Here is an 8,440-nt window from a genome sequence, read left to right on the forward strand (position 1 = left end):
CATCTATGACGGATCCACGAGATGGATTTACGGATGAGGATATTTGGTTACTCCATTATAAAGATAAAAATATCGAGCTTGACATTAGACGGGTCTATGACGAAACCACAAGTAAAATGCTAGTCGATAACCCCTTTTTTATAAAATATAAGCTGGAAAACATCAATTCTAGTCTTGACGGAATTTCGTTAGATGAGCTTTATAAAATTTTAAAAGAAGCTCTAACGGAATACGGTAATCGTGGTATTAGAGGTAGAGAGAATTTACCAAAAGAACATGAAGTCGTAACTTTTTTACACGATTAAAATTCAAAGAACCAATGAGCCGCGTTTAAATACATCTGATATTTCACTATCAAATTTAAATTTTCTACTGCGCTATAAAACGCCCCACTCTTTTTTATATTCGTTTATTATCTCATCGGGCGTTCTTTCTCCCTTATCGACCTTGATAAGATCGATTATATCTTGCTCGTTTGCAAACATACCATCTATCGCGTGGTTGCAGATGATAGATCTATTTTGCTCGTATTGTTCTACGCTCAGCTCGTCTTTATATTTTTCAAGTATAGCCAAACTCTTTTCTAAACTATAAACTTCCGGATATTTTTGCATGCTCTATCCCCTAGCAATATAAAATTTTATCAGCCGCGGCGTCCTATTAAAAAACAAAGCTCAAGCAGGCAGGCGCACTTTTTGATACGAATAGCTTGCAAGTAGTTCGCACTTCGCCGCAGCTAAAGCAGATAACTATTAGATGACGAGAAATTTTACTGCAAGTAGCTCACAAATAAATTTAACAAAACCCTTATCAAGCAAAAAAACGAAGGTAAAAGCCGTCAAATAAAACTGCTACTCTCTTACGATGAAAGCTCCAGTAAACTTGCCATTATGCGCGAAATCTCTCGCCTCATCCTCGCTTTTAAATCCACTTAAAAAGACGCGATAAATCGGCGCGCCATCTATGCTAAATTCTTTGATGATCGCAGGATATCCCGCCGTGCCGTGGTAATCGCGCTGATAAATTTGTGCGCCGCTTCTGTTTCTAAACGCACCGATTTGCACCATAAAATTTCCGCCGACAATGGTTGCTTTCGGCGAGCCTTTGGCGATAGTATGCCCATAAAAGCCCACTACTTCGAGTTTTACCGGCGCCGTACCTTTGGCAAATACGCCTACTAAATTAGCAGCTGTTTTGCTAAGATCGATGATGCGACCATCCACGAATGGACCGCGATCGTTGATGCGCACGGTTGCGGTAGCGCCGGTGTCGCGATTCGTGACCTTTACCATAGTATTCATTGGATAGGTTTTGTGCGCGGCGGTCATGCCGTTCATATCGTAAATTTCGCCGTTTGAGGTGTATTTGCCGTGAAAATTCGGCCCATACCAGCTGGCGATACCTATCTGGGTATCGCCGACGCTTACCTGCTCTGGATAGTAGGTTTTGCCGTTGATTTTATAAGGGCGCATGGTGGCGGGAGAGTTTTTGCCGATCTTGCCCGCACCGCCCGCAGACGATCTAGACGACGGTGCGGTGCGAAACGAGCAACCGGCAAGAATTAGCGCAAAAAGCGCACTAAAAAGAGCGATTTTCTGGTACGACACCTACGATCCGATCTTATTTGTTGAATTTTATATTATTTAGCGCTATTTCGTTTTTGTCTTTGAGGCTAAGCTCGTTCGCCAAACCTGCTAACACGCGTCCTGGCTTGCGCTGTTTCAGACGTGGTTCATACGCTTGAAACGCGCCTTGATTTACGACAAATTCTGCATATTTGCTTTGTGGGATATAAAAGAAGTACTTGCCGTTAAGCGGCGAAATTCCGTTTTTAATATGCGCGTTGTAATCCTGCATCTGCGACGGCGAAATTCCGATCTGTTTTGCAACCGCGCTTAGCTTTGTGCCCGGAGCTACTGCGATACGCTTTAGCCCCCATGGCTCGCTTTCAAAAAGCAGAATTTTACGCATATTTTCATTTTGAGCGATATAAGCGTATTTGATAATGCGCTTGATAAAATTCTTAGTCTCATTAGGAAGTGCAGGGCTTTTTAGCAAGCGATCCAGATCATCGCTGCCAGTAGCTGCAATCGCATTTTTAAGCTTTTGATCGCCACAATTATACGCCATTAGCGCTAAATACCACTTGCCAAAATTTTGCTTCAGATGCAAAATATACGAAAATGCAGCATCCGTAGAGGCTGCGGGATCGCGACGCTCATCTACGGCGCTATCTACTCTAAGACCGAAATTTTTCGCAGTTGCCGGCATCAGCTGCCACATACCACCTGCGCTAGCGCCCGAAGTTACGGTGTTTTTAAGATGAGATTCTACCATTGCCAAATACAATAAGAATTCCGGAGCTTCAATGTTATCAACCTCGGATTTGACTAAGTAGGCATTGTGCGACTGCGAAGTCACGATATGCTTAAACTGCTTGCGATCGCTTGCATTGATCGCACGGAATATGCCCGCAACTACGTTTTTGCTCGATTCGTTATTTTCGATGCCGAATTGATTTAAAATATAGTCGTGATTTGCGCGCATCAGACCGGGCTGGCTCGCAAACGCTTCGCCCACTAAAAGTAGGGCTAGCAGTATAAATTTTATGGCTTTCATATCTCTCCTTTGATTTTATCGCCAAAAAGCCTACAGGCGTTTTGAGTCGTTATTGCTTCAACCTCTTCTACGCTTAGGCTTAAAATTTCCGCGACTTTTTCTACCACGAGTCTCGTAAATGCAGGCTCGTTGCGCTCGCCGCGATGCGGATGCGGGGTTAGATAGGGTGCATCCGTCTCGATTAAGAGGCGCTCTTGCGGAATTTGCGGTAAGATCTCAGCTAAGTTTTTTGCATTTTTGAATGTCAAAACTCCGCCGATACCGAAGTAAAATCCGTATTCGCTAAGACCTAGCAAAAGCTTGCTGGCATTGAAGCAGTGTAAAACACCGCCGCATAAATCGCCGGCGCGATCTTTTAGAATTCCAAAGCTATCTTCGTTTGCTTCTCGGATATGGACTATAAGTGGTTTTTGAAGTTGTGTTGCTAGATCGATTTGTGAGATGAAGGCGTCTTTTTGGCGGGAGATTTCTAAGGCTTTGGTTTCCTTGCTCTCTTGCTGCTTAAGTCTGAAATAATCAAGACCGCATTCGCCAACGCCCACGCATTTGGGATCGTCAGCATACCGCTTCAGCACCTCCATATCGAAAGAATCTATCTCGTATGGATGTACCCCTACGGCAAAATACACATTATCCCGTGCATGCGAAATTTTACATGCCTTATCTAGGTCTGCTACATCGGCACCGGGAATGATGATGCTGCGCACGCCTGCAATCGTGGCGCGCTCAATCACTGCGTCCAAATCGGCGTCGAAACTAGTATCGTCTAAATGGCAATGTGTATCTATAATCATAAAACTCACTTGATAAAATTTTTCGAAGCGGATTTTACGTCGTTTTGCAAAATCACACTTAAATTTAAATTAAACGCGGTATTGTAGCAAAAAATTTCAGATTTAAACTTAAGCTTAAAATTCCTTCAGCTTTGTCTTAGTTTTTTAGCGAATTCCAGGGCTTCTGCAGTAATAGTCTCGCCGCTTATCATACGAGCTAGCTCTGTTATTTTCTCATTTTCGCTTAATAATCTCACGCTAGATTTTCCGTTCGTTTTACTTACTAAAAAGTGTGACGCAGCCTTTGAGCTAAGCTGCGGCTGGTGCGAGATCGCAAAAATTTGATAAAATTTTGAAATTTTTACCAGCACGTTAGCGATACTCATCGCCTCTTTTCCGCTTAAATTTGAATCAATCTCGTCTAAGATCAAAATTCCCTCGCCGTTATTTGTAAGCTCCAAGCTTGCCGCGATGAAAGCAAGGCGTAAGCGGTTCGTTTCGCCTGAGCTTAAATTTTTAAATTCTGTCTTGCACAAGCTGACGCAAATTTCGTCCGTGCCGCACTCACTAAGCACCGTAGGCTTAAAACTAAGCTCCACTCCGTCCATATAAAGCTGCTTTAGATAGGAATTTATCAGATCCTCGAGCCGTTTTTTAGTGCCCTTGCGAGCCTCGCTGATTTTTTCGGCAAGGGTAGTGGTGCTTTCACTAAGGCGTTTAAATTCCGCTTGTAGCTTGGTTTTTTCAAAGCTTAACTGCTCGTAATGCTCAAGCTCTTTCTTGCGCGCTTCAAGCGTAGCTAAAGCCTCTTCTACGCTTCCGTAGCGCCTATTTAGCGCGCTAAGAGCTTCGATACGATCTAAAATTTTCTCTATGTCAATATTTTCGAGCTCGTCTAAATTTAAACTTTCCTGCTTTAGCCGCAGCTCGTTCATCGCATCCTCAAAAAACGCGCTATCCAGTCCGCTAAGACTTAGCGCTTCGATGACGCTGCGTTCTAGCTCAAAAACACCCTGCGCCCTAGCCCAAAGTTCCTCAATCTTATCTTTTTTACTAAGCTTTTTTTTGATCTGCAAAAGCTCCTCATATTCACCGATCTTAGGCGATACGCGCTCAATTTTTTCAATCTCGAAGCGAGCGAATTCCTTTAACTCCTCGATCTTGCGCTCTTGATCCAAAATTTCATCCAGCTGCTTTTTTGTACGGCTAAATTCCACAAAAGCGCTTTGAAGCTCCAATAGGCTTTGCGCGTGCGCCGCATCTTTTTTCGCGGCGATAAAATCAAGTAATTTTAGCAAGCTGTCGCTACTCATTTCACCGGCGTTTTTCGCGCCTAAAAATTTCACGTATTCGCCGGCGATCGTGCTTAGATTTTTTTTCGAGATCGATTGAGAATTTATAAAGTATCGCAAGCTACGCTCTTTTAGAACGCGAAAAATATTTGGCGTATCGTTTATCAAGCCGAAATTTTCCATATCAAATTTATGTTCTACGTCCGCTTCTATGAGCTCTGCCTCGCATTCTTTAAGCCCGAACACCGCTAAAATCGCGCCTATTAATACCGATTTACCCGCGCCGCTGATACCTGTAAATACGCTAAGTCCCGGACCAAAACTAAGCTCGCTCTCGCAAAAACCTAGATTATTTTTAATATAAATTCTTTCTAGCATCCGCCGTGCCCCCATCTGAGTTTGGCTTTTAAAACGTCGAAATAATCGTAGCTTCTGCGTTTTATTAAATTTGCCTTTGCATGTGAAATTTTAACGCTCACGCTGTGAAATTCCGCCATATCAAAAACGTCTTGTCCGTCGATGACGACGCTAACTTCGGAGCTTCCGGCGTTTTTGAAGCTTGCAAGATATTCTTTTGGAAGGATCAAAGGCCGCTGCGTCAGGCTGTGCGAGCAGATCGGCGTGACGCAAAACACGTCGCACAGCGGATAGACGATAGATCCGTTCGCGCTCATATTATACGCGGTCGAGCCCACGGCGGAGCTTACGATCACGCCGTCGCCGTAGTAGGTGTTGAAATATTTTCTGTTTAAAAAGGCGTCGATCTTCGCCATCGAAGAGATATGGCTGCGGGTGATTACGACGTCGTTAAATGCGGTCTTGCGGACGATTTTGCCGCTGCCGTTTTCCAGTATCACTTCAAGCAAAAACGGGCGCTCGATCTCATATTCGCCGTGCAAAAATTCCTTTAAAAATTTTGCGAATTCGCTCGGCTGCACGTCCGTTAAAAAGCCTAAAGTGCCCGCGTTGATGCCCAAAATAAAGGCATTTTTATCGCTTAGCAGCCTCGCAAGTCCGATGAGCGTGCCGTCGCCGCCGAGACTGATTAAAAAATTGGTCTTTTTTAAAATTTCTGTAAGCGTATGCGGCTTAAGGCCGAAAAATTCCGCTCCGTCCTCTTCAAGCAAAAGCTCAATACCTTGCGCTTTTAAAATTTCGCAAATTTGCTCCACGACGGGGCGAATCTCTTCTGATTTTTTGGCTATTAGCCCCGCGAATTTAAGGTTTTTATGAATTTTGTTTTCCATAGTTTTATTTTATAAAAAATTAGCTTTGTAAAAGCAAAATTTAACTATACTTGCGTTTTACAAATAATTTTAAAGGAGTAAATTTGCGAAGTCATTATTGCGCCGATTTGAGTAAAAACGATATCGGCAAAAGTGTAACCGTGTGCGGCTGGGTAAATTCTTACCGCGACCACGGCGGCGTGATTTTTATAGATTTGCGCGACCGAAGCGGACTTTTACAGCTAGTCTGTGATCCCAAAGATAGCCATTCGGCATACGAGGTAGCAAATACCGTGCGAAACGAATTCGTTCTAAAAGCCGTCGGCAAGATCCGCGCTCGCGGCGAAGGGCTGGAAAATCCAAATTTAAAAACGGGCGACATCGAAGTCGTGGTAGAAAGCTTAGAGATAGAAAATCCAAGCAAGCCGCTTCCTTTCGTAATCGGCGATAAAAGCGTCAATGAAGAAACTAAGCTTAAGTACCGCTTTTTGGATCTGCGTGCCGAGGGAAGCTTCGATAAATTTAAGATGCGCTCCAAGGCTGCGATCGCCGCGCGAAATGCTCTTGATAGGCTAGGCTTTGTGGAGGTCGAAACGCCGATCTTAACGCGCGCGACGCCTGAGGGCGCTAGGGATTATCTAGTGCCTAGCCGCGTCTATCCGGGCAGCTTCTACGCGCTTCCGCAAAGTCCGCAGCTTTTCAAGCAGCTTTTGATGTGCTCGGGCTTTGATAAATACTTCCAGATCGCGCGCTGCTTCCGCGATGAGGACCTGCGCGCCGACCGCCAGCCGGAATTTACGCAGATCGATATCGAGATGAGCTTCAATACCCAATACGACGTAATGAGCGTAGCCGAGGAGGTTTTAAAGGACATTTTCAAATCCTGCGGCCGCGAGATCGTCACCCCTTTTAGACATATGGAATACAAAGACGCGATGGAGCTTTACGGCAGCGACAAACCAGATCTGCGCTACGATATGCCTTTCATCGACGTAGCCGATATTTTTGAAAAATCGAGCAACGAAATTTTTTCAAATTTAGCCAAAGACCGCAAGGCTAACCGCGTAAAAGCTCTTAAAGTCGAGGGTGGCGATCTTAAATTTAGCAAGCGCCAGATGCAAGGCTTTGAGGAATACGTGAAAAAATTCGGCGCGCAAGGCCTTGCGTTTATCCAAGTAAAAGAAGACGGTCTAAAGGGGCCGCTGGTAAAATTCTTTGAAAAAAGCGAGCTTGATGAGCTTATCAAGCGCTGCGAGCTTAAAGTCGGCGACGTCGTATTTTTCGGCGCGGGCAAAAAGAAAATCGTGCTTGATTATATGGGCAGATTTAGAATTTTCCTCGCAAACGAGCTTGGCATAATCGATCCGAACAGGCTTGAGTTTTTGTGGGTCGTAAATTTCCCTATGTTTGAGCAAAACGACGACGGCAGCTACTCTGCGATGCACCATCCTTTTACGATGCCGAACAATCCCGACGAGCCCGATTTGGAGGATATTACCTCGATTGCCTACGACGTCGTGCTAAACGGCATCGAGCTTGGCGGCGGCAGTATCAGGATCCATAAAGCGGACATTCAAGAAAAGGTCTTTAAGCTGCTTAAGATCGAGCCTGCGGAGCAGAGGGAGAAATTCGGCTTCCTGCTCGATGCGCTAAGCTTCGGCGCGCCTCCGCACGGAGGTATCGCGATTGGCTTTGATAGGCTGATGATGCTGGTTACCGGCTCAAGCAGTATCCGCGAGGTTATCGCGTTTCCTAAAACGCAGCGCGCGCAGTGTCCGCTCACCAAAGCTCCTAGCGTCGTGACCGACGAGCAGCTTCGCGAGCTAGGTCTTAGGCTTCATAAGAAGGAGCAAAAATGAAAAGCCTTTTTCTAATCATCGGCGCTCCGGGCAGCGGCAAAACGACCGATGCGAGTATGATCGCTCAGATGAATCAAAGCATCGAGCACTATTCTACGGGCGATCTGCTGCGCGCCGAGGTAGCAAGTGGTAGCGCTCTGGGCAGGCAGATAGACGGCTTCATCTCTAAAGGCAATCTCGTGCCGCTTGATATCGTCGTAAATGCTATCGTTAGCGCGATTAAAAGCTCGCCGAAAGATCTTATCATCATCGACGGCTATCCAAGAAGCGTCGAGCAGATGAGCAAACTCGATGAGGTGCTGCAAGGCGACGAAGATGTGGCCCTTAGCGCGGTCATCGAGGTGTGCGTCAGCGAGGAGGTCGCCGAACAGCGCGTTTTAGGGCGCGCTCGCGGGGCGGACGATAACGTGGAGGTCTTTAAAAACAGGATGCGCGTGTTTTCAGAGCCGATCGAGGATATCCGTAAATTTTACGGCGATGCGGGCATCTTTCATATAGTAAACGGCGAGCGCACGGTCGAAGAGATCGTAGCCGATATCAATGCGATAATCGCCGAGGAGATCGAGAAACTGGGCTAGCGCGCTTGGGGTGGCGGCTTAAATTTTTAAGTGCCTCTAGCTCCTTTTTTGCATCGCAAGCGGTGCAGATCGCGCTTAAATTAACGCGCCTTT

General features: G+C 45.6%; 8 protein-coding genes and 1 pseudogene. 3 read left to right on the forward strand and 6 right to left on the reverse strand.

Going from position 1 to position 8,440, the window contains the following annotated elements:
* Window positions 1-305, forward strand: a pseudogene (locus Q0340_RS09290) (hypothetical protein); the annotation flags it as partial.
* A 72-nt stretch (window positions 306-377) separates the two neighbouring features.
* Here the strand turns inward: Q0340_RS09290 and Q0340_RS09295 are convergent.
* From Q0340_RS09295 to Q0340_RS09320, 6 genes are all read right to left on the reverse strand, one after another.
* Window positions 378-614 carry a hypothetical protein gene (locus Q0340_RS09295; RefSeq protein ID WP_298083078.1) on the reverse strand — a complete coding sequence of 79 codons (237 nt, stop codon included), beginning with the start codon at window positions 612-614 and terminating at the stop codon, window positions 378-380.
* A 237-nt stretch (window positions 615-851) separates the two neighbouring features.
* Window positions 852-1,607: a septal ring lytic transglycosylase RlpA family protein gene (locus Q0340_RS09300; RefSeq protein WP_177389235.1), complete on the reverse strand. Its 756-nt coding sequence runs from the start codon at window positions 1,605-1,607 to the stop codon at window positions 852-854.
* A 13-nt stretch (window positions 1,608-1,620) separates the two neighbouring features.
* Entirely contained in the window at window positions 1,621-2,619 is a 999-nt protein-coding gene (locus tag Q0340_RS09305) for a lytic transglycosylase domain-containing protein (RefSeq protein ID WP_297882548.1), read from the reverse strand.
* Window positions 2,616-3,413, reverse strand: a complete 798-nt coding sequence (locus tag Q0340_RS09310) for a TatD family hydrolase (RefSeq protein ID WP_298083079.1) — start codon at window positions 3,411-3,413, stop codon at window positions 2,616-2,618. The genes Q0340_RS09305 and Q0340_RS09310 overlap by 4 nt, the downstream gene beginning before the upstream one ends.
* 125 nt (window positions 3,414-3,538) lie before the next feature.
* Complete coding sequence (locus Q0340_RS09315; RefSeq protein ID WP_298083080.1) at window positions 3,539-5,062, reverse strand: AAA family ATPase; 1,524 nt, start codon at window positions 5,060-5,062, stop codon at window positions 3,539-3,541.
* Window positions 5,056-5,931 (reverse strand): NAD(+) kinase, encoded by an 876-nt coding sequence (locus Q0340_RS09320; RefSeq protein ID WP_298083081.1) that lies wholly within the window; start codon window positions 5,929-5,931, stop codon window positions 5,056-5,058. Before Q0340_RS09320 ends, Q0340_RS09315 begins: the two co-directional genes overlap by 7 nt.
* Window positions 5,932-6,014: 83 nt before the next feature.
* Here Q0340_RS09320 and aspS point away from each other — a divergent pair, with 83 nt between their 5' ends.
* Entirely contained in the window at window positions 6,015-7,769 is a 1,755-nt protein-coding gene (aspS, locus tag Q0340_RS09325; RefSeq protein WP_298083082.1) for an aspartate--tRNA ligase, read from the forward strand.
* Window positions 7,766-8,347, forward strand: a complete 582-nt coding sequence (locus Q0340_RS09330; protein ID WP_298083083.1) for an adenylate kinase — start codon at window positions 7,766-7,768, stop codon at window positions 8,345-8,347. The genes aspS and Q0340_RS09330 overlap by 4 nt, the downstream gene beginning before the upstream one ends.
* Window positions 8,348-8,440: the final 93 nt, after the last annotated feature.

The organism is uncultured Campylobacter sp. (genome assembly GCF_938045595.1).
GTDB lineage: Bacteria > Campylobacterota > Campylobacteria > Campylobacterales > Campylobacteraceae > Campylobacter_B.

What these genes read in the sequence shown, in the direction of transcription:
- Q0340_RS09310 (WP_298083079.1), bottom strand. Translation starts at nt 3,413, where the DNA reads ATGATTATAGATACACATTGCCATTTAGACGATACTAGTTTCGACGCC.
- Q0340_RS09330 (WP_298083083.1), top strand. Translation starts at nt 7,766, where the DNA reads ATGAAAAGCCTTTTTCTAATCATCGGCGCTCCGGGCAGCGGCAAAACG.
- Q0340_RS09305 (WP_297882548.1), bottom strand. Translation starts at nt 2,619, where the DNA reads ATGAAAGCCATAAAATTTATACTGCTAGCCCTACTTTTAGTGGGCGAA.
- Q0340_RS09320 (WP_298083081.1), bottom strand. Translation starts at nt 5,931, where the DNA reads ATGGAAAACAAAATTCATAAAAACCTTAAATTCGCGGGGCTAATAGCC.
- Q0340_RS09315 (WP_298083080.1), bottom strand. Translation starts at nt 5,062, where the DNA reads ATGCTAGAAAGAATTTATATTAAAAATAATCTAGGTTTTTGCGAGAGC.
- Q0340_RS09295 (WP_298083078.1), bottom strand. Translation starts at nt 614, where the DNA reads ATGCAAAAATATCCGGAAGTTTATAGTTTAGAAAAGAGTTTGGCTATA.